At 64.0% G+C, this 18,231-nt stretch carries 20 protein-coding genes; 11 read left to right on the plus strand and 9 right to left on the minus strand.

The genetic code is table 11. From position 1 onward, the window contains the following. Nucleotides 1–112: 112 nt before the first annotated feature. Nucleotides 113–928, minus strand: a complete 816-nt coding sequence (locus MKW15_RS11375; RefSeq protein ID WP_240857735.1) for a mycofactocin-coupled SDR family oxidoreductase — start codon at nucleotides 926–928, stop codon at nucleotides 113–115. 149 nt (nucleotides 929–1,077) lie between these two features. Next, nucleotides 1,078–2,073, minus strand: coding sequence for an AraC-like ligand-binding domain-containing protein (locus MKW15_RS11380; protein ID WP_240857736.1), 996 nt, complete (start codon nucleotides 2,071–2,073; stop codon nucleotides 1,078–1,080). 122 nt (nucleotides 2,074–2,195) lie between these two features. Between MKW15_RS11380 and MKW15_RS11385 the strand changes: the two genes are divergently transcribed. Genes MKW15_RS11385 through MKW15_RS11395 form a run of 3 tightly spaced genes read left to right on the plus strand, consistent with a single transcriptional unit; the run spans nucleotide 2,196 to nucleotide 4,828 of the window. After that, on the plus strand, nucleotides 2,196–3,422 hold the full coding sequence (locus MKW15_RS11385; protein ID WP_240857737.1) for a cytochrome P450: 1,227 nt from the start codon (nucleotides 2,196–2,198) through the stop codon (nucleotides 3,420–3,422). Nucleotides 3,423–3,465: 43 nt separating this feature from the next. Beyond that, nucleotides 3,466–4,494: an NADH:ubiquinone reductase (Na(+)-transporting) subunit F gene (locus MKW15_RS11390; protein ID WP_240857738.1), complete on the plus strand. Its 1,029-nt coding sequence runs from the start codon at nucleotides 3,466–3,468 to the stop codon at nucleotides 4,492–4,494. A gap of 34 nt (nucleotides 4,495–4,528) precedes the next feature. Beyond that, nucleotides 4,529–4,828 (plus strand): EthD family reductase, encoded by a 300-nt coding sequence (locus MKW15_RS11395; RefSeq protein WP_240857739.1) that lies wholly within the window; start codon nucleotides 4,529–4,531, stop codon nucleotides 4,826–4,828. A gap of 11 nt (nucleotides 4,829–4,839) precedes the next feature. Here MKW15_RS11395 and MKW15_RS11400 read toward each other — a convergent pair whose 3' ends face one another. Continuing rightward, nucleotides 4,840–5,841, minus strand: coding sequence for an AraC family transcriptional regulator (locus tag MKW15_RS11400; RefSeq protein WP_240857740.1), 1,002 nt, complete (start codon nucleotides 5,839–5,841; stop codon nucleotides 4,840–4,842). A 134-nt stretch (nucleotides 5,842–5,975) separates the two neighbouring features. Here MKW15_RS11400 and MKW15_RS11405 point away from each other — a divergent pair, with 134 nt between their 5' ends. The 3 genes from MKW15_RS11405 to MKW15_RS11415 all read left to right on the plus strand — a co-directional run bounded on the left by MKW15_RS11405 (nucleotide 5,976) and on the right by MKW15_RS11415 (nucleotide 9,041). Further along, on the plus strand, nucleotides 5,976–7,541 hold the full coding sequence (locus tag MKW15_RS11405) for a 4-hydroxyphenylacetate 3-hydroxylase family protein (RefSeq protein WP_240857741.1): 1,566 nt from the start codon (nucleotides 5,976–5,978) through the stop codon (nucleotides 7,539–7,541). A gap of 53 nt (nucleotides 7,542–7,594) precedes the next feature. Then, nucleotides 7,595–8,077, plus strand: coding sequence for an NADH-dependent flavin reductase (gene nphA / locus MKW15_RS11410; protein ID WP_240857844.1), 483 nt, complete (start codon nucleotides 7,595–7,597; stop codon nucleotides 8,075–8,077). Nucleotides 8,078–8,231: 154 nt separating this feature from the next. After that, entirely contained in the window at nucleotides 8,232–9,041 is an 810-nt protein-coding gene (locus MKW15_RS11415) for an IclR family transcriptional regulator (RefSeq protein ID WP_240857742.1), read from the plus strand. A 17-nt stretch (nucleotides 9,042–9,058) separates the two neighbouring features. Here the strand turns inward: MKW15_RS11415 and MKW15_RS11420 are convergent, their stop codons facing one another. Beyond that, a complete protein-coding gene (locus tag MKW15_RS11420; protein WP_240857743.1) occupies nucleotides 9,059–9,811 on the minus strand; it encodes an IclR family transcriptional regulator in 753 nt (250 codons plus the stop codon). Nucleotides 9,812–9,899: 88 nt separating this feature from the next. On the opposite strand from MKW15_RS11420, the gene MKW15_RS11425 reads away from it, so the two are divergent. The 5 genes from MKW15_RS11425 to MKW15_RS11445 all read left to right on the plus strand — a co-directional run bounded on the left by MKW15_RS11425 (nucleotide 9,900) and on the right by MKW15_RS11445 (nucleotide 14,185). Continuing rightward, nucleotides 9,900–10,691 carry a 2-keto-4-pentenoate hydratase gene (locus tag MKW15_RS11425; RefSeq protein ID WP_240857744.1) on the plus strand — a complete coding sequence of 264 codons (792 nt, stop codon included), beginning with the start codon at nucleotides 9,900–9,902 and terminating at the stop codon, nucleotides 10,689–10,691. Further along, the gene (locus MKW15_RS11430) at nucleotides 10,688–11,488 is read left to right on the plus strand and encodes a 2-keto-4-pentenoate hydratase (protein WP_240857745.1); all 801 of its coding nucleotides are present in this window, start codon (nucleotides 10,688–10,690) and stop codon (nucleotides 11,486–11,488) included. Before MKW15_RS11425 ends, MKW15_RS11430 begins: the two co-directional genes overlap by 4 nt. Before the next feature lie 2 nt (nucleotides 11,489–11,490). Then, nucleotides 11,491–11,700, plus strand: a complete 210-nt coding sequence (locus MKW15_RS11435; protein WP_240857746.1) for a tautomerase family protein — start codon at nucleotides 11,491–11,493, stop codon at nucleotides 11,698–11,700. A gap of 124 nt (nucleotides 11,701–11,824) precedes the next feature. Next, nucleotides 11,825–13,081: an acyl-CoA dehydrogenase family protein gene (locus MKW15_RS11440; RefSeq protein WP_240857747.1), complete on the plus strand. Its 1,257-nt coding sequence runs from the start codon at nucleotides 11,825–11,827 to the stop codon at nucleotides 13,079–13,081. A 48-nt stretch (nucleotides 13,082–13,129) separates the two neighbouring features. Next, nucleotides 13,130–14,185 carry an AraC-like ligand-binding domain-containing protein gene (locus MKW15_RS11445; protein WP_240857748.1) on the plus strand — a complete coding sequence of 352 codons (1,056 nt, stop codon included), beginning with the start codon at nucleotides 13,130–13,132 and terminating at the stop codon, nucleotides 14,183–14,185. Here MKW15_RS11445 and MKW15_RS11450 read toward each other — a convergent pair. The 5 genes from MKW15_RS11450 to MKW15_RS11470 all read right to left on the minus strand — a co-directional run bounded on the left by MKW15_RS11450 (nucleotide 14,136) and on the right by MKW15_RS11470 (nucleotide 18,220). Further along, nucleotides 14,136–15,293, minus strand: a complete 1,158-nt coding sequence (locus MKW15_RS11450) for an NAD(P)/FAD-dependent oxidoreductase (protein WP_240857749.1) — start codon at nucleotides 15,291–15,293, stop codon at nucleotides 14,136–14,138. The genes MKW15_RS11445 and MKW15_RS11450 overlap by 50 nt on opposite strands. Next, entirely contained in the window at nucleotides 15,290–15,490 is a 201-nt protein-coding gene (locus MKW15_RS11455; RefSeq protein ID WP_240857750.1) for a ferredoxin, read from the minus strand. The genes MKW15_RS11450 and MKW15_RS11455 overlap by 4 nt, the downstream gene beginning before the upstream one ends. Further along, on the minus strand, nucleotides 15,490–16,713 hold the full coding sequence (locus MKW15_RS11460) for a cytochrome P450 (RefSeq protein ID WP_240857751.1): 1,224 nt from the start codon (nucleotides 16,711–16,713) through the stop codon (nucleotides 15,490–15,492). The genes MKW15_RS11455 and MKW15_RS11460 overlap by 1 nt, the downstream gene beginning before the upstream one ends. 45 nt (nucleotides 16,714–16,758) lie before the next feature. Beyond that, entirely contained in the window at nucleotides 16,759–17,577 is an 819-nt protein-coding gene (locus MKW15_RS11465) for an alpha/beta hydrolase (RefSeq protein ID WP_240857752.1), read from the minus strand. Nucleotides 17,578–17,788: 211 nt separating this feature from the next. Beyond that, nucleotides 17,789–18,220 (minus strand): tautomerase family protein, encoded by a 432-nt coding sequence (locus MKW15_RS11470; protein ID WP_240857753.1) that lies wholly within the window; start codon nucleotides 18,218–18,220, stop codon nucleotides 17,789–17,791. Nucleotides 18,221–18,231: the final 11 nt, after the last annotated feature.

Consider the following 18,231-nt stretch of genomic DNA (forward strand, 5'->3'; position numbering starts at 1 on the left):
TTTCTCGCGGATGACTATGAACCCCGGGGAAGAAGTTCTTCCCCTAGATTTCGCGGGCACGGCGCTGACGCGTTTTCCCAGGTCAGCGGGGGCGGTCACCGGGCTCTTCGGATCAGAAGTACTGGGCTCCCCCGTCGACGCTGAGGTGCTCCGCGGTGACGAATGACGACGCGGCGGACGCGAGGAACAGCACCGCGTCGGAGATCTGCTCGGGTTCGGCGGCGTAGGTGTCCAGGAACGGGGTGCCCATGTTGTTCAGCCGCGGGTTGGTTTCACCGGCGGCCGCGAGCCGCACCTGCATGTCGCCCGAACCCATCGGTGTATTCACGCCGCCCGGGTGAATGCTGTTGACGCGGATGCCCAGTGGGCCGAGTTCGGCAGCAAACGCCCTGGTCATACCGGTGACCGCATGCTTGGAGGTGGCGTAGGGAACCATGAACGGCTGCACCTTCTTACCGGCATACGAGCTGATCAGGATGATCGAGCCACCGCCGCCTGCGGCCATGTGGGACGCCGTGGCCATCACCGTGTTCCAGACGCCGACGACGTTGATGTCCAACGTGTCCCGCAGGATGTCCGGCGTGATCTCGTTCCACGGCGCCGGAATACAGATACCCGCGTTGGCCACGACCACATCGATCCGCCCCAGTTCGTCGACGCCGCGCTGGGCCAGCCCCTTCAGATGATCCAGGTCGCGCACGTCGCCCTGCTCGACGACGATCCTGCGACCCTCGGCCTCGACCAACTTCACCGTCTCGTCGAGGTCGGCCGAGGTCGGTGAGTCGTAGGGCACTCCGGGCAACGGCCTGGCAAGGTCTTGCGCGACGATGTCGGCGCCCGCCCGCGCCAGCGCCACGCAATGTGCGCGGCCCTGCCCACGGGCCGCGCCCGTGACAAAGGCAACCTTGCCGTCGAATCCTGAAGTCATTCGTCTCACCTGATTTCTGTCACGACTTGATCCATAGCGCCTCAGCCGTGATCGGCATCACAACGTCGGCTCTGCCATTCGATCACACCACCCTCCGGGTTTTGTCACCGGGTGCCAATAGTGTCGCGAGTGGCCGCTGCCTGCCCTTCTCAGGAACCGGAGGCACGGAACTGACTCGGACTGCGCCCGCAACGCCGGCTGAATGTGCGGCTGAAGTGTGAGGCGTCGCGGAACCCGAGTTGGAGGCCGATCTCCGCGGCTCCGAGATCGGTTTGCAGCAGTAGACTCTTCGCTCGGTCAATCCTCTTGCCGTACAACCATGCTCGCGGTGTCGAGCCCGAGGCGCTGAACAGTTTGTGTATGTAGCGCACCGACATCCCAAGTTCGGCAGCGGCATCGGCGATCGTCCGATCCGGGTCGGACATGTCCCGGATCATCACCGCCTGGACCCGCCGGAGGTCATCGATGTGAACACGTTCGGTGAGCGACAAACCGGCGGCCTGATGATTGACGGCGGCCGATACGACGTCGAGCACTGCCGAGGACACCGCGTCGAGGGAGGCGGCAGCGATCACGTCATCGTGAGTCGCGATGTCCACCAAAAGGTTCGACGCCAACCGCCCGACACCGTCATTCGCCGAAATAGCCCGTGCCGTCAGACCGTCGGCAATGTTCGCACCGACTCGTGAGGCAAGTAGGGATCGGGAAGCGCGCATCACCACCTGCTCGAACTCGGTTTTCCCGCTGACGACGAACGGCCGAGATGAATCGACCAGCCCAAAGGACCCATGGGCCAGCGTGGCCGTTCGGGCGTCCTGCGTGATTGTGGCGGTCCCCTTGGAGATCAGGCACAGAAGGTAGTCGTCGCCTGGGTCGGAGTCGATCATCGCGGGTGTCCGAACGACGGTGTGCGGGTCCGCCCGGACAACACTGACCGACAGGTCACCCACCGGCCGCGCGCGGATGTCGGCAGCGAAAGACGTCTGCGCGGACGGCCAGTCGACCGCCATTTCGCAGTAGGTGGAATCCAAGGTCTCGGCCCAGATCGCGCGCCCTTCGGTCGAGGCGAGCCGGCGCGTGCTGAGGGCAACTGTGCCGGCCGACCCTGTGCACTCCGGATCAAGGATCCGTGCAGTCTCGGTCATTCTTTCGCGCCTCCTGGACTCATAGTGTTCCAAGTCACAGGGAATGGCCAGCCCGCGGCGTCATAGCCGAACAATCGCTCACCACCACTCCCTTCCATCCCGCTATCCCGACGGAGGAACCCATGACCACGACGCAGGCGCTCACCCCCAGCTGGATCACGGAAGTGACGATGGCCGACCTCGAGGCCGACCCTCACTCGGTGTACGAACGTCTCCGGAGGGAGGCGCCGGTCGCCTACTTTCCGCAGCTGGGCCTGCACATCGTCTCAACCCGAGAACTGTGCATGGAGATCGCCAAGGATTCGGCCAACTGGCCTGCAGTGATCTCGCCGGCCGGCGGCCGCACCTTCGGGCACGGGGCCATCCTCAACTCCAACGGCCCAGAGCACCGCGACCTGCGCGACATGGTGGAACCCCACTTGCAACCCTCCGAGGTGGACAAGTACATCGATCCACTCGTTCGACCGTTCGCCCGCGAGCGACTCGCCACCATCGAGGACAACGGCGCCGCGGACATCGTCGCCGAGTACTTCGAACCCGTCAGTGTGCGAGCACTCGGCGATCTGTTGGGCCTCGACGACGTGTCGACCGACAAGTTGCGCGAATGGTTCCACAAACTGAGCGTCTCGTTCACCAACGCCGACATGACGGCCGACGGTGAGTTCGCCAATCCCGACGGGTTCATCCCCGGCGACGAGGCAAAGGCCGAGATCATCGCGCACGTCGACCCGAAGATCGACCATTGGATCGAGCATCCCGACCGCACGGCCATCTCACACTGGCTGCACGACGGGATGCCCGAGGGCCAGACCCGCAGCCGCGACGTCGTCTATCCGAATCTGTACGTGTTCCTCCTCGGCGCCATGCAGGAACCGGGCCACGCCATGGGCACCACGCTGGCCGGACTGTTCAGTCGTCCGGAACAGCTGGAGCGGGTCATCGACGACCCGACACTGATCCCGCGTGCAGTCAACGAGGGGATGCGCTGGGTCGCTCCGATCTGGTCGGCGGCCGTGAAGGTCTCGACCAGTGAGGTAACTGTCGGCGGCGTCACACTGCCGGAGGGCTCGCTGGTCATGCTGTCCTACGGCTCGGCCAACAACGACGAGAATGCCTACGACGCACCGACATCCTATGACCTCGATCGCGCGGTCATCCCGAACATGACCTTCGGCGGCGGTGTTCACGCCTGCGCCGGAACGTATTTCGCCAGTGCGGTGGTGCGGATTGCCCTCGAGGAGCTCTTCGAGACGATTCCCAACATCGAACTCGACCCCAACCATGACGTCGACTTCTGGGGCTGGGGATTCCGGGGACCCAAGGAACTGCACGTCGCCTGGGAGGTGTGAGGTGACCGCGACGATCCCGGAATCGGACATCACGGAGAGGCCCATGGATCAGACACACCGGGTCAGGATTGCTGGCACCGACACCGATCTCTCGGTGGCACAGGATCAACCGATCCTCGATGCCGCGTTACGCGCCAACGCCTGGATTCCTCACTCGTGCACTCAGGGCACCTGCGGTACATGCAAACTGAAGGTTCTGTGCGGTGCGGTCGACCATCACGGTTCACCCGACTACACCTTGACCGCCGAGGAACGATCGAGCGGACTGGCGTTGGCCTGCATGGCAACTCCGCGGACCGACGTCACGGTCGAACCCATCGGTGCCGTTGACGACGGGGTGCCCCATCACCCGCTGCGGGACTACACCGGCACGGTCATTCAACTCGACGACATCGCGGCCAACACCCGCCGCCTGGTCGTCGAACTCGACACGGAGATGACGTTCAACGCCGGGCAATACAGCGAGCTGATCGTGCCGGGCACCGGCGTCGGCCGACAGTATTCGATGGCCAATCCGCCAAGCGAATCACGACGTCTCGAGTTTCATGTCAAGCTGACCCCAGGCGGCCTGGCGACTGATGGCTGGATCTTCTCGTCACTGTCCGTCGGCGACCCGATCTCGCTGCGTGGACCACTGGGGCAATTCAATCTCGTCGCCGAGCAACCCCAGCCGGCGATCCTGATTGGCGGCGGAACAGGGTTGGCACCCTTGAAATCGATTGTGCAGCACAGCCTTGCACACCAACTCGTGCCGGAGATCTATCTCTACCACGGTGGGCGTCGCCGCGAAGACCTCTACGACTTCGAGTACTTCACCGCATTGTCAGAAGACAACGCCAACCTGCACTATCGGCCGGCACTGAGTGAGGAGACCTGGTCGGGCGCCAACGGATTGGTGACCGACGTCGTCCTCGAGGACTTCTCGTCCTGCAAGGGAATGAGCGCCTACCTATGCGGGCCGCCCGCCATGATCGAGGCGTCGGTGAAGGCGCTCAAACGGCGCCGGATGGCTCCTCGTCTCATCTTCCGCGAGGAGTTCACCCCCGCAGCCACACCGAAGTCGAATAGTTGATCATTACAACAACACTCACGAATGGAGAACTCCCATGTATGACGTCATCATCATCTACAGCCAGCCGAATGACAGCGCCGCGTTCGACGACTACTACGCGACCAAGCACGTTCCGTTGGTCGATGCGATCACCGGCGTTCGAGCGTTCACGATGAACAAATGCGAATCGCTGGACGAGAACCCACCGGCAGCCTACGCGCTGGCGCAGTTGCGTTTCGACTCCAAGGACGATGCGCTCCGGGCTCTCGGCTCACCGGCCGGCCAGGCCGCGGCCGCCGACGTCGCCAACTTCGCCACAGGTGGCGCCACCATGCTGTTCTCCGGCGATTGCTGATCTCGTGAAACTCATTGGCCCATAGCCGATTCCGAGTTCCGATAGCGCCCCGGCGAGATACCCGCCTGCTTACGGAACACCCGGCTGAAATGGGAGACGTCACGGAACCCCACACTGACACTGATGTCGGTCAGCGGAGCTTGAGTGTTGAGCAACAACATCTTTGCGCGTTCCACCCGGGCGTCGTACAGCAGGGCTCCGGGCGTCGTCCCCGTCGTGCGCACGAGCTTCTGCACATTGCGCAACGACATCCCCGCGACGTGTGCAACGTCGGTCAGCGTGAACTCCGGATCGTGAAGGTTGTCGTCGATCACCTGCCGGATGTGTGCCAGATCCTGCAGGCGGAGCAGCTCGCCCGGCGTCGCGGTAGGGGTGTCTTCGATGATTGCGGCAGAGAGCATCTCCAGCGCCGACGACGAGAACGACTCCGCGATCGTCGTCGACATCTCGGTGGTCGCCAGGTCGACGATCAGCCGGCCGATGACCCCCACCGACCCGGCATGGGGATCAAAGGATCGCCCGGTCGAGAGCCGTGCGGCGTTCTCGGGCAGTCGCGACGCCATGGCTTCGTGCGGAACACGGACAACAACCTGCCGAAAGGTGGCCGGGGAATGAAAGACAAAGGGAGAACCCAGATCCAGGATCGCGAACGCGCCACTCTCGAGGACTGCCGTTCGATTCGATTGAGTCACCTCGACATGGCCGTCGGTCACCAGACACACCAGGTAGTCGGTGCACGAATCCGATTGGATCATTGTCGGGCTGCGGACGACAGTCTGCTCGTCGCATCGGATGCTGCTGAAATGCAATCGCCCCAGCGGCCGACCACCCCACTCGGCGTCCAACCCGCCAGGACGGTCCGGCCAGTCGACATCCATCTCTGCGTACAGGTGACCGAGCGTGTGCTGCCATTCGTCGCGGCCCTCGGAGCCGTCGAGTTCGGAGGTCCACAGGGCGACCACGTCATCGGACTCCGGTCGCGCAGAGTCATCCGATTGTTCGCTCTCGGACATGTCTTGCCACACCTGACCCTTCTAGTGTTCTACGTCACAGGGACGTGGCCTCGTCACGATATACCGGAGTCCCCCTCCCTGGCGACCACCAATCGAATCATCAAGTTTGGCAGTAGATCCGGAGGATGAACGCCATGACCATCACCGCCATTGCGCCCAGTACAAGCACCGCCAACGACGTGCGGCCGATGACCGGGGCCGAGTATCTCGACTCCCTGCGCGACGGCCGCGAGATCTACTTCCGCGGCGAACGAGTCGACGACGTCACGACTCATCCGGCATTCCGGAATTCCGCGCGCTCGGTGGCCCGGATGTACGACGCCCTGCACCAGCCGGACGCCAAAGGCGTACTCTCCGTGCCCACCGACACCGGAAACGGAGGCTTCACCCACCCGTTCTTCAAGACCGCACACAGTGCCGACGACCTCCTCACCGCCCGCAACGCCATCGTCGAATGGCAACGGGAGGTGTACGGCTGGCTCGGCCGTTCACCCGACTACAAGGCGTCGTTCCTGGGCACCCTGGGGGCCAACGCCGACTTCTACGGCGAGTACAAGCAGAACGCCCTCAACTGGTACAAGAAGTCCCAGGAACGGGTGCTGTACCTGAATCACGCGATCGTCAACCCGCCCATCGACCGCGACAAGCCCGCCGATGAGACAGCAGACGTCTGCGTGCACGTCGTCGACGAGACCGACGCCGGACTCGTCGTCTCCGGCGCCAAGGTGGTGGCCACCGGGTCGGCGATCACCAACGCCAACTTCATCGCGCACTACGGACTCCCATTGCGCAAGAAGGAGTTCGGCCTGATCTTCACGGTCCCGATGGATTCACCCGGGCTGAAGCTGTTGTGCCGCACCTCCTATGAGATGAACGCCGCCGTTATGGGCACCCCCTTCGACTACCCGCTGTCGAGCCGCTTTGACGAGAACGACGCGATCATGGTGTTCGACAAGGTCCTCGTTCCCTGGGAGAACGTCTTCGCCTACGATGCCGAGACCACCAACAACTTCGTCATGCGATCAGGCTTTCTGAACCGCTTCATGTTCCATGGTTGTGCACGTCTCGCCGTCAAGCTCGACTTCATCGCCGGCTGTGTGATGAAGGGTGTGGAGATGACCGGTTCGGCAGGCTTCCGCGGTGTGCAGATGCAGATCGGCGAGATCCTCAACTGGCGAGACATGTTTTGGGGCCTGTCCGACGCGATGGCGAAGTCGCCCGACGAGTGGGTCAACGGGGCCGTCCAGCCGAATCTCAACTACGGACTCGCCTACCGCACATTCATGGGCGTCGGTTACCCGCGCATCAAGGAGATCATCCAGCAGGTCCTCGGCAGCGGCCTGATCTACCTGAACTCGCACGCCGACGACTGGAAGAACCCGGATATCGAGCCCTACCTCAATCAGTACGTGCGCGGGTCCAACGGCATCGCCGCCATCGATCGCGTGCAGCTCCTGAAGTTGCTGTGGGATGCCGTCGGCTCCGAATTCGGTGGCCGCCACGAACTCTACGAACGCAACTACGGCGGCGACCACGAGGCCGTGCGCTTCCAGACCTTGTTCGCCTATCAGGGCACGGGGCAGGATGTCGCGCTCAAGGGCTTCGCCGAACAGTGCATGTCCGAGTACGACATCAACGGTTGGACCCGGCCGGATCTGATCAACAACGACGACCTGCAGATCCTACGGACCGCGCGGTGAGTACCGTGGCTCAGCCGCAGGAGGGCACCGACCTGGAGCCCACTCCCCTCCGCATGCGTAAGGCGTTGGGCCGCTTCGCCAGTGGCGTCACCATCGTGACCACAGCCGAGAGCGAGGACGAGGGATCGGTGCACGGGATGACGGCCAACGCGTTCACGTCGGTCTCCCTGGACCCGCCTTTGGTGCTGGTGTCGATCGCGAACCGAGCCAAGATGAACGCCAAGATCAGCGAAACCGGGCGCTACGGCGTGTCCATCCTCGCGAACGATCAAGAGCCGTTGTCGCTCCATTTCGCCGGAGCCGCGAACGAGCCCGATCTCGTTCGGTTCACCTGGCGCAAGGGCGTCCCACTGCTCGACGGTGCCCTCGTTCACCTCTCGTGTTCGGTCACCGACTCGCACGTCGCCGGCGACCACACTTTGCACGTCGGTCGAGTCGAGGAACTCTGGTACGACGACGGGCGGCCACTGCTCTTCTACACAGGCAGTTTCCGAGCGCTCGAACTCCAGGGCGACACGGGTACGTGGGGCTTCTGACCAGCCTCGATAGACCGCGGGGCGTGCAGTCACGAACTGGCTGCACGTCCTGCACTTCATGTGCCGCTCAGCGGCACAAGCTGGTGGACAGCGCCCCCGAACTAGCACATAGTGGCAGCCGATTCACGCTCCACGGAATCAAGGAAGGTTGATCATGGCAGCACTGCAGACGGTTCAGAAGATCGGTCCGGTTCTGGATCTGTTCACCGTGGCTCGCCCCGAGTGGGGTGTGTCGGAGGTGGCCTCCGCGATAGGTGTTCCGCGATCGAGCGCGCATGCGCTCCTCGCCTCACTGGTCGACATCGGACTGCTGCAGTGCCGCGCGCGCGGACGCTACCGCATCGGGTGGCGGGTGGTGGAACTCAATCAAACACTCCAGGGCACCGTCGATGTGCGGACGTGCGCAGCGCCGATCCTGCAATCGTTGTCCGAGAAGTATGGCGAGACCACCCACCTCGCGATCATGGAACGCTATCGGGTGATGTACGTCGACAAGGTCCTCGGCAATCACGTGATCACGGTGAACGGCGCGCGGATCGGCGCGCACCTCGACGCACACTGCAGCGCTGTCGGCAAAGCGTTACTGGCACAGTGTGACCCAGGTGAGATCGAACGCAACGTGACCCATCAGCCGTTGCGGCGGCTCACACCGTCAACGATCACCGATCCCTCCGAACTGAGCCGCGAGTTGAGATCGGTACTGCGCCAAGGCTGCGCATTCGACAACGGGGAGGCCGTCGCCGAGGTCCACTGTGTGGCGGCACCGATTCGCGACGACATGGGTGTTGTGGTCGCTGCGATGTCCATCACCGCACCCGCGAGCCGATTCATACCGGCACAACAGGAGTTCCGACGCGCGGTGATCGCCGCGTCCGCCGAGGTGTCGCGCGCGCTGAGCACGCCGATGCCGACCCCTCTGCCCACGGAACTCGACAACCTGACTCTGCACGCCGTCGCAGGGTGATGCTCATGGCCCGACGATCAGGGACCCGACAACTGACGCGAGAGACCAAGAGCTGCAGTACGTACCGCAGCGGCCGAGTGATCCAGGTTGATGCGGTTGTGCCACCCCGACACCGAGATGCCGGCCACCACCTGGCCATCGCTGCCGACCACGGGGCTGGCCACGCAGGCCACTCCGGCGCGAGACTCCTCGAGGTCGTAGCTGACACCGCGTTCCCGGATGCGCGCGAGTTCGGCGGCGAACAGACCAGGATTGGTGATGGTGCGTTCGCTGAGTCGCCGGAGGCCGGCTGCCACAACCCGGTCGACGACGTCGGCCGACGAGAATGCCAGGATCGCCTTCCCGATTCCGGTTCCGTGCGCCGGCCAGCGGCCGCCCGCACGAGTGGGCAGCGGTGGAGCCGACGGACTGCGCAGCACATCCAGGTAGACCACCGACGTACCGTCGAGCACCGCCAGATGCACCGAGTGACCGGTGGCCTCACGCAGATCGTGCATGAACGGCGCCGCGGCATCGCGCATATCTCGACGCCGCGGAACCCGCTGTCCGAGTTCAAAGAGGTGCAGCCCCAACCGGTACCGCGTTCCATCGCGTTCGAGCAGCCCGTTCTCCACCAGTTCGACCGCGATCCGCTGGGCACTCGATTTGGAGATCCCGGTCTCGCGGGCGATCTCCGAAACACCCATGCCGAGTTCGGCAGCGCCGACGGCATCGAGCACCCTGACCGCGCGCGCAATCGAACCGAGTTCCACACTCCGTTCACCATGCACGGTTTCCCATCGTGCCGCACCCCCATCACCGAAAGCAATGCATTGCAGTCATGTTCCGCGATGCCCGAGCAGAAAGCACGTGCCACCCATGGCCGATGACATCCAGGTCGCCGCCGAATCCCTTCTCGGCGCATACCGATCGATGGAACCCATCGATCCCCTCACTCCGCACTTCGCCGACGCCCCGCTGTCCGCGGCGTACGAGATTGCGCTCGCTCAAGTGCAGGACTGGGAGAAGAACGGGGACACCGTCAAAGGCCACAAGGTGGGCCTCGCATCGCGGGCGATCCAGCGCCAGATGGGCGTCGACCAGCCCGACTTCGGTCATCTCACCGCGAGCATGTTCCACCTCGAACACGCACCGATCCCGGCGGGCACGTTCATTCAACCGCGGATCGAGCCCGAGGTCGCGTTCGTACTGGGCAAGCCGCTGACCGGGCCGGGTGTCACCGTCGCCGAGGCCGTCGCTGCAGTCGACTTCGTGCTCCCCGCACTGGAGATCGTCGACTCTCGTATCCGGGACTGGAAGATCGGCATCTTCGACACCATCGCCGACAACGCGTCATCCGGCGGCGTCATCCTCGGCAGCCGACCGTCGAAGCTCTCCGACGTCGACCTCCGGTTGGCCGGGTGCAACCTCGATGTGAACGGCGAGCTCATCGCCACCGGCGGAGGCGGCGCGGTCCTGGGTTCCCCGATCAACGCGCTCGTGTGGCTGGCCAACACCGTCGGGCCACTGGGCGTCACGCTGGAACCCGGGCATGTGGTGCTCCCCGGTTCCATGACCAAGGCGGTGCCCATCGGGGCCGGGGACACCATTGTCGCGAGCATCGCCGGCCTCGGCACCGTCACCGCCGTCATGGAAGGAGAAAACCGATGAGCAACAGCAACACCGACGCGCAGTGGAATGCCGCCCGGGTCGCCGACACGCTCCTCACCGCCGAACGCTCACGCACCGCCCGAACCTCGATCGCACACGAGTGGCCGGGCCTCACCCTCGACGTCGCCTACGCGGCGCAGGACATCGCGCTGGCGGACCGTCGATCTCGCGGTGAGGTGGTGACCGGTATCAAGTTGGGGCTCACCTCGCGGGCCAAACAGAAGCAGATGGGCGTCGACGAACCATCGGTCGCATGGCTGACCGACGCCATGGCACTTCCTGCGGGACTGCCGGTTCCGCGCGAGCGGCTCATCCACCCGCGCGCCGAACCGGAGATCGCGTTCGTCCTCGGCCGGCCGTTGTCCGGGCCGGGAGTGACTGCCGCACAGGCCCTTGCGGCGGTCGACCACGTGATGGGTGCGATCGAGATCATCGACAGCCGGTATTCAGGGTTCAAGTTCACCCTGGCCGACGCCGTCGCCGACAACAACTCCTCGGGCGTCTACCTCACCGGACCCATCACGCGGAACGTCTCCGAGATCGATCTCTCGCTGGAAGCGTGCCTGCTCGAGGTGGACGGCGACATCGTCGACAGCGCAACCGGATCTGCGGTGCTCGGTCATCCGGCAGAGGCATTGGCATTCGCCGCCAACACCTTTGGTGCGCGCGGCGTGACCCTGGAACCGGGCTGGGTGGTGCTCACCGGCGGCATGACCGACGCCATCGCGGTCGAACCCGGGAGTCGCGTTGCCGCACACTTCACCTCACTTGGCTCCGTCACCGTCGCAGGAGGTTGATCATGCCGTTCATCGACGTCACCATCGCGCACGGTCGCACGCCGGCGGAGATCCGAGCGCTGATGCATGAATTGACAGAGGCCACCCACCGCGCCATCGGTGCGCCCGTCGCGAACATCCGGGTCTGTGTGCGCGAGGTGCCGAAGACCCACTGGTCGGCCGGGGACGTGACGGTGGCCGAACGGGAGGCGGGCACCACGCCGTCGCCCTGACAAAACCGAACAACTTGCGCCGCGAAGCGACGCGCAGTCGAGATAACCGACTCGGTGTTGAGCCGAATTCGAATCGGGACTAGACCCGAGGTATCCATCCGCACAGAAGCTTTGGGAGCGCCAGATGACGTCGACGATCAGCACCCCACCCGCCAACCCCGCCGCACCGCCGGCACGGTTGGCGGACACCATGTATCACGATCTCCTGTCCCCAGCAGAGGTCAGCGACGTCCGTTCTCGCGTGCGGACTGTGGCGCACGAGTTCATCTCCCCTCTGGCACAGCGAATCTCGCACGGTGATGAACGAATCGACGGGTTCCCGCGTGACGCATTCGACGCACTTGCCGTCAACGGCGTGTTCCGGATCCCGTTCCCCGGAGATGTTGGTGGTGACGATCTGCGGCATCCGGCAACCGCAACAGCAACTGCGGTCGAGGAACTCGCCTACCATTCCAACAGCGTGGCCGCGATCTTCGACGTGCACTGCATTCTGGCCGGTAACGCAGTCAACCAGGGCACCGACGAGCAGCGGCAGCGGTGGCTCGCGCCGGTGGTGAAGGGTGACATCGTCGGTTCGTTCGCGACCAGTGAGCCGGCCGCGTCCAGCGACCTCTCGCCGTCCGCCGTGTCCACGGTTGCCGAGCGTCGCGCCGACGGCTGGATTCTGAACGGCCGCAAACGGTGGATCACCAACTCCGCGGTAGCGGCGTTCGTGGTGGTGCTGGCCCGGACCGGAGATCGACTGAGCACCTTCATCGTTCCGACCGATACACCAGGTGTCCGCATCGGCGTTCCGGACCGCAAGCTCGGCAACAACGGGCAGATCACCGCCGACGTTATTCTCGACGACGTCGAGCTCGGGGCGGCCACACTTCTCGGCGAGGAAGGCGGTGGCCTCAAGGTGGCACTACAGACACTCACCTATGGTCGGATCGGAATCGCCGCTGCCGGAGTCGGCATGGCCCAAGCGGCCTTCGATCACACCGCAGCGCATTTGAAGAGTCGCCACGCATTCGGCGAACCCCTCGCTGCCAAACAGCACTGGCAGTTCTTGATGGCCGATCGCGCCACCGAGATCGCCATCGCACGCGATCTGTATCTCAAGGCGGCTCTGCGTCTGGATTCGGGAACCGCATTCCCGGAGCCCGAGGCGGCAATGGCAAAGCTCCGCGGCACCGAGATCTCGGTCCAGATGGCCCGCGACGCCATTCAAGCGTTCGGCGGCTTCGGATTCACTCGTGAGCTCGGTGACGACGATTCCTCGAGCCCGGTGGAAGCCATCTATCGGGACGCGAAGATCGGCGAGATCTACGAAGGCGCCAACGAGATCCAGCGCTGGGTGCTCGCGCGGCAGATCTTCGGACGAGATATCACGGGGTGATACCACCTGTTCGGTGCAGGTGGGACACTGATCTTGGAGGTGTTCTCAATGGCAGCGACCATTTCCCGACGGCCCGAGCGGCACATCAATGAGACCACCGAGTCCGCAGGCGGTCGCGACTGGTGGACGAACACACTTGCGACCGTGTATTGCGAGATGGACCCCCAGTGGTCTGATCGTGGCTCGCGCTTCACCGCCGAGTTGTCCACCTACGACTTCGGCGATCTGCAGATGACAAATGTCCACGCAGATGGCCATTCCGTAATACGCACACCAGCGATGATCAGCGGAGCGGTCGAGCACGACTTGTTTCTCTGCGCGGTCACCGCGGGCCCGGGCACCGTCGAACAGAAAGGTGAGGCGGTGGTGCTCGACCATGGCGATTTCACCGTGATCGACTCCGCACTGCCCTACCGGTTCGACTTTCCGCAGTCCTTCACCCAGACCGTGGTCCGGATACCCCGACAGCGGTTGATCGCCAGTGCCGACGCAGACGACCTCGATTCGCTGATAATGCGCCGCTTGGGTGCCGACACCGGCGCCGGCGCGGTGGTCAGTCGGCTCGTGCAACAACTTGCCTCGGACCGCATGCCGGTCGACTCGGGCATCGCGACCGCATTGTCCGCCGCCGCAATCGACATGATGCTCGTAGCCCTCACCGCCGGACGGCCGACCGAATCCGCGACTGATGCGGCACACCGCGACGACCTGCTCCGCGCCCAGACCTTGTTCCGCGCACGGCTCGGCGACGAGACCCTCACCATCTCTTCGGCTGCGGCCGACCTCGGTATGTCGGTGAGATACCTGCAGAAGATCTTCGCCACAGCAGGGACCGCGCCTCGGGAGTGGTTGACATGGATACGTCTCGAGCGCGCCAGGACCCTTCTCCTGTCCGGCAGCCACACGGTCGCGGAACTGAGTCAGTCGGTGGGATTCCGGGAGAGTTCCCACTTCAGCAGGGCCTTCTCGGCCCGTTTCGGCATGAGCCCGGGCCGATTCCGTCGTGCGGTTCGCGCCGGCGAGAACATCAACGTGGCCGTCGGCGGCTCGGACATCATGCCTCGACGGTCAAGCCTGCGGCGACTCGCCGTCGATATCCGATGAAGGACTTGTTGTCGTTCACTGTGACGCCCGCGATCAGATCACCGCTGCTGTCGAGACCATCCCAGCTGTACTTTCCGGGCGCCGTCTCGACGGGTTGGAATTCGACCACCCGACCGAGGAAGCCTGCCGCTTTGATGTGCAAGTCATACTGATCCGACCAGAATGTCGGGATCGGCGCGTATGGCTTGGCGCTGCTCGGGTTGACTAGATTCTCCGCCGCATGCAGGCCCATGTCCGCTGCATTCGACCAGTGTTCCACCCTGATCACGCCGCCGACACCGACGTGCGTCCACTGCGCGACATCTCCCACTGCGACAACGTCTGGACGGTTTGCGGCAAAACAGAACTCATCGCACACGACATTCCCTCCGTCGAGGTCGACACCGGATCCGGTGAGCCATTCCGTGCTGGGCTGCGACCCGATCGCGACCAGCACCACGTCGGCCGCGAGCCGTTCCCCAGTGGAGAGTTCGATCTCTTCGACACAGGTGGCCCCATGAATCGCGACGACACCGGTGCGGCAGCGAACGTCTACGCCGTGCCGGCCATGGACACGCTGCGCGAATGCACCGATCGTCGGTCCCAGCACCGGCATTACGGTTTCGGACATCTCCACGATCGTCACCGACCCGACCCCGGCAGCACGGAGCACCGCGGCAACCTCGCACCCGATGAATCCGCCACCCATGATCACGACGTTGGACGTCGACGAGACCGCTTTGCCGAATCGCCGCGCGTCATCGATGCCGCGAAGCACGTGGATACCCTGCAGGTCAGGAATGTTGGACGGCAACCGCGCACGACGTCCGGTGGCAATGACGAGTCGGTCGAAAGCGATCGAATCGTGTCGGAGCGCAACCTCGTTGTGCTCGAGATCCAGACCGACCGCGGGATTGCCCAGTTCCCAGCGAAAGCCGTCGTCGGCGTCGGGGAAGATGCATTCCTCGGCCGACATCGTGCCGGCCAGAAGCTCCTTTGAGACAGGCGGTCGGTTGTACGGCCGGTAAGCCTCATCGCCCACGATCACCACCTCATCGCCCGACAGCTCACGGATCCGCTGCCCAGCACGAAGCCCGCCCAACCCGGCACCGACGACCACGGTCGTCATCGGGGGTCCTCGATCCGCAACACCGCCACCGGGCAAAGTTTCACGGCGGCGGCCACCTTCGGCCGCAGTTCTTCACCGGGATCGTCGTTCAGCAGAAGCACGGTGTCACCGTCGTCATTGAGATCGAACACCTCCGGAGCCGCGATGACGCACTCGCCGTGTCCGTCGCACATGTCGTAATCGACAGAGATCTTCATCAGTCGGCCCACCTGATCGACAGCTCAAGTTCGCCGAGACTGCGGATGATGTTGTTGGGCTCGTACCGGTATGCGCCTGCCTCGAAGCGCTCGACATGATCGGCCAAGGCGTTGAACAGCGTGATCATCTCCAGCCGCGCCAACGGTTTGCCGAGACAGGAGTGCTTACCGCGCCCCCACCCCAGATGCTGCGCCGGGTTCCTGGTGATGTCGAAGCCGTCGGGATCGGGGAACTGGCGTTCGTCGCGATTCGCGGAGCCATACATCACGATCAGCCGCGAGCCCTCGGGGATCCGGGTGCCGGCGATATCAGCATCGCGGGTGGCGACACGCGTGAAGAATTGGAGCGGCGAGGCCAACCGGACGATCTCCGGTATCGCACTCTGCAGCAACCTTCGGTCACCGCGCAGCAGATCCCATTGATCCGGATGCTGGGCGAACAGCAACAAGCCGATCCCGATGGCACTGATCGTGCTGTCGATGCTCGGATACACGTAATCGTTCATGACGCCGCGACAGAGGGCCTCGTCCCATCCGGCCTCGGCACCGTTCTTGAACAATTGATCGGCCCAGCCACCGTCGCGAATGTTGGCGGGAAAGTTTTCTTCGGCGTACTGCATGTAGCCCGCCATCGTCTGCAGTGCGGGCATCGTTCGCGGCGCATCGAGCGGACCGATGCTGTCGAAACCCGCTTTGCCCCATTCGAAGAACTGTGCGCGACCAGCCTCCGCGATACCGACGAGATCGGTGACCACGTCGATCGGCATCCGCATTGCGATGTCGGCCACGCCGTCCAGCGTTGCTCCCTCGCCCTTGCTCCTCAGCTCGGCGATCAGGTCGTCAGTGAAAGCGGCCAGCCGCGGCTTGAGTTCCTCGAGTGGCCCCTTCTTGATCGGACAGCCCTCCACCTGACGGATCTGGTCGTGGAAGTCTCCTTCGTTCATGAGACTTGTTTCCCGTATCGAGTTGAACATGTCGTTGAAACCGACTCCCTCACCGCTGGTAAAGGTTTCCCAATCAGCCAGGGTCTCGGCGACTTCCGTATACCTCGGCAGTGCGTAGTATCCGTAGTGGCGCAGCCAGACGACCGGACCGGCCTCTCGCAATTCGGCATAGGTCGGGTACGGGTTGGTCAGGATCTCGTCTACGTGCAGGTTGACGTCGAACGCAGGTACACCAACCGGATCGGGAGTGGTTGGGGTCAGGGTTGATTCGTGTGTCATGGAAGCTCTCCTTTTATCGAAACGGGCTGTGGGTTCGGCCGCGTGTCACGAATTGAGTTGGGCCGAAAGGAATCCTGCGGTGATCGCCAGGTTGCCGGGCGAGTCGAACTCCGCTCCCTCGTGGCCGGCGCCTCCGAGAACCACCAATGTGGATTCCGCGCCGACCCCGACGAGCGAGTCGTGCAGCAGTCGACTCTGGGCCGGCGGAGTGATCCTGTCGCGGTCACCGTGGGAGATGAGGAATGGCGGCGCCGAGGGCGCGACCCGGGAGAGCGGGCTCGCCTGCCAGGACACCTCGGTGGGTGTATCGACTTCGGCATCTCCGATCAGGGTCGCCTCGAACGGCGGAGGCAGCAAAAAGGATTCCACAGCACTGCGATGCGTGTTTGCAGCAAGATCCGACGGACCGAACCAGTGCACCACCGCATCGACGCGGCTGGACTCCTGCAGGTTCCCGCCCACGTCGCCCTCGAGCGCAGAGTCTCCCGCCGTCAGGCCGACCATGGTCGCGAGGTAAGCACCTGCGGACGCGCCCCACACACCGACCCGTTCGGTAGCAACCTGCAAGCTGTCTCCGTTGGCACGCAACCAGCGCAGCGCACCCTTCACATCATGGATCGGGTTCGGGAAGGCTCCATGCTGTCCGAGCCGATAGTTCACCGACAGCACTGCGACGCCGTACGACGCAAGCCGCGAGAGGCGATCGTCGGCACCGTCCGCCTTGTCGCCGAGCTGCCACCCACCCCCGTGCAGGTAAACGACGACGGGCGGCAGCTCCGCCGACGGTCGATGGAGGTCGGCGGTGATCTCCACGCCGTTCACGGTTGCGATCGAGATATCTGACCGGACATGCACATCGCTCATGTCAGTTCCTTCCGGGTGTGTGAAATAGGCTGTGCTGAACAATGATTCAGAACATTCTGGTGGTGTGATCCACAACACTATGGCAAGCCCGGATGCATGCCCATGTCGTCATGCGCACCAATTCGTGGCGCAATGCGCACCGCAGCGGTGAGTCACACGAAAAGGCCCGGCGATCCGTGATCGCCGGGCCAATTCCTACACTTATCCTCGCCTACCGCCAGTCTCCGCTCTCTACTCTCGCGCGGTCCGCGACCTCTTTCGAACGCACGGCACTGGCGGCCTTGCCGCCGATCCCCCAGTTTTCCGGAGCCACTTCAATGATCTGGCCACGCACGAGTCCGCGCTCGACGCCGAGGACATCGACGATCAGAGTCGTGAAGGCGGCCATTAGTTCCTGTCGCTGTGCAGCTGGGCGCCCAGCGAGCACGATCGCGGTGAAATACGGTGCAGCAGAACCACCCTCGGCCACGATCTCACCCGCGACGGCAAGTTGCGTCGGCTCGTAGTGCACGACGAAGGTCCGGACCCGCTCGATCGGTGAGTCAAGGATCTGCGAGTAGAGCGTGCTGGACTCGATCAGCAACGACCGCTCCTGCTCCGCCGTCGCAAGTCCTGTGGGTAGGTGAAAATGGGCTACGGGCATGGAAACTCCTA

It is taken from the genome of Gordonia gummivorans (assembly GCF_022513585.1).
Lineage (GTDB): Bacteria > Actinomycetota > Actinomycetes > Mycobacteriales > Mycobacteriaceae > Gordonia.

What these genes read in the sequence shown, in the direction of transcription:
- MKW15_RS11375 (WP_240857735.1), bottom strand. Translation starts at nt 928, where the DNA reads ATGACTTCAGGATTCGACGGCAAGGTTGCCTTTGTCACGGGCGCGGCC.
- MKW15_RS11380 (WP_240857736.1), bottom strand. Translation starts at nt 2,073, where the DNA reads ATGACCGAGACTGCACGGATCCTTGATCCGGAGTGCACAGGGTCGGCC.
- MKW15_RS11385 (WP_240857737.1), top strand. Translation starts at nt 2,196, where the DNA reads ATGACCACGACGCAGGCGCTCACCCCCAGCTGGATCACGGAAGTGACG.
- MKW15_RS11390 (WP_240857738.1), top strand. Translation starts at nt 3,466, where the DNA reads ATGGATCAGACACACCGGGTCAGGATTGCTGGCACCGACACCGATCTC.
- MKW15_RS11395 (WP_240857739.1), top strand. Translation starts at nt 4,529, where the DNA reads ATGTATGACGTCATCATCATCTACAGCCAGCCGAATGACAGCGCCGCG.
- MKW15_RS11400 (WP_240857740.1), bottom strand. Translation starts at nt 5,841, where the DNA reads ATGTCCGAGAGCGAACAATCGGATGACTCTGCGCGACCGGAGTCCGAT.
- MKW15_RS11405 (WP_240857741.1), top strand. Translation starts at nt 5,976, where the DNA reads ATGACCATCACCGCCATTGCGCCCAGTACAAGCACCGCCAACGACGTG.
- nphA (WP_240857844.1), top strand. Translation starts at nt 7,595, where the DNA reads ATGCGTAAGGCGTTGGGCCGCTTCGCCAGTGGCGTCACCATCGTGACC.
- MKW15_RS11415 (WP_240857742.1), top strand. Translation starts at nt 8,232, where the DNA reads ATGGCAGCACTGCAGACGGTTCAGAAGATCGGTCCGGTTCTGGATCTG.
- MKW15_RS11425 (WP_240857744.1), top strand. Translation starts at nt 9,900, where the DNA reads ATGGCCGATGACATCCAGGTCGCCGCCGAATCCCTTCTCGGCGCATAC.
- MKW15_RS11430 (WP_240857745.1), top strand. Translation starts at nt 10,688, where the DNA reads ATGAGCAACAGCAACACCGACGCGCAGTGGAATGCCGCCCGGGTCGCC.
- MKW15_RS11435 (WP_240857746.1), top strand. Translation starts at nt 11,491, where the DNA reads ATGCCGTTCATCGACGTCACCATCGCGCACGGTCGCACGCCGGCGGAG.
- MKW15_RS11440 (WP_240857747.1), top strand. Translation starts at nt 11,825, where the DNA reads ATGACGTCGACGATCAGCACCCCACCCGCCAACCCCGCCGCACCGCCG.
- MKW15_RS11445 (WP_240857748.1), top strand. Translation starts at nt 13,130, where the DNA reads ATGGCAGCGACCATTTCCCGACGGCCCGAGCGGCACATCAATGAGACC.
- MKW15_RS11450 (WP_240857749.1), bottom strand. Translation starts at nt 15,293, where the DNA reads ATGACGACCGTGGTCGTCGGTGCCGGGTTGGGCGGGCTTCGTGCTGGG.
- MKW15_RS11455 (WP_240857750.1), bottom strand. Translation starts at nt 15,490, where the DNA reads ATGAAGATCTCTGTCGATTACGACATGTGCGACGGACACGGCGAGTGC.
- MKW15_RS11460 (WP_240857751.1), bottom strand. Translation starts at nt 16,713, where the DNA reads ATGACACACGAATCAACCCTGACCCCAACCACTCCCGATCCGGTTGGT.
- MKW15_RS11465 (WP_240857752.1), bottom strand. Translation starts at nt 17,577, where the DNA reads ATGAGCGATGTGCATGTCCGGTCAGATATCTCGATCGCAACCGTGAAC.
- MKW15_RS11470 (WP_240857753.1), bottom strand. Translation starts at nt 18,220, where the DNA reads ATGCCCGTAGCCCATTTTCACCTACCCACAGGACTTGCGACGGCGGAG.